This is a genomic window from Mesorhizobium sp. M4B.F.Ca.ET.089.01.1.1 (assembly GCF_004022605.1).
GTDB lineage: Bacteria > Pseudomonadota > Alphaproteobacteria > Rhizobiales > Rhizobiaceae > Mesorhizobium > Mesorhizobium abyssinicae.
The window spans coordinates 1-630 of sequence record NZ_RZOS01001171.1 but is presented as its reverse complement, the minus strand read 5'-3'; the positions used below and the strand labels follow the sequence as shown (position 1 = coordinate 630).

Genomic DNA, 630 nt, shown 5'->3' with positions numbered 1-630 from the left:
GACTATCCGCTGACGCCGCCCGTCGGGCGCTCGGGACGGCCGATCGGCGGCGGCGCCGGCTATTCGATCGCCGGCGTCAACGAGTTCGACGAATTGATCGACGACATCTACCACTTCTCCGAAGGACAGGGCCTGGAGATCGACACGCTGATCCACGAGGAAGGCGCCGGCCAGCTCGAGATCAATTTGCGCCACGGCGACCCGATCGAGCTCGCCGACCAGGTGTTCATGTTCAAGCGCACCATCCGCGAGGCAGCGCTCAAGCACGAGATCTACGCCACCTTCATGGCCAAGCCGATCCAGGGCCAGCCGGGCTCGGCGATGCACATCCATCAGTCGATCGTCGACAGGAAGACCGGCAGGAACGTCTTCTCGGCCGAGGACGGTTCGGAGACGGACGATTTCTTCCACTTCATCGGCGGCATGCAGAAGCATGTGCCGAACGCGCTGGTGATGTTCGCGCCCTATGTCAATTCCTACCGGCGGCTGACGCAGGCGGCCTCGGCGCCGGTCAACAACAAATGGGGCTACGACAACCGCACCACCGCCTTCCGCGTGCCGCGCTCGGATCCGGCGGCGCGGCACGCGGAAGGCGGTGGTGCGGTTGTCGTAGCCCCATTTGTTGTTGAC

1 protein-coding gene is annotated in these 630 nt (G+C 64.6%); it reads left to right on the top strand.

Translation table 11 applies throughout. The features are described 5' to 3' along the window. The coding region (locus EN780_RS36635; RefSeq protein ID WP_245500255.1) for a glutamine synthetase family protein at positions 1-630 on the top strand (630 nt) is incomplete at both ends.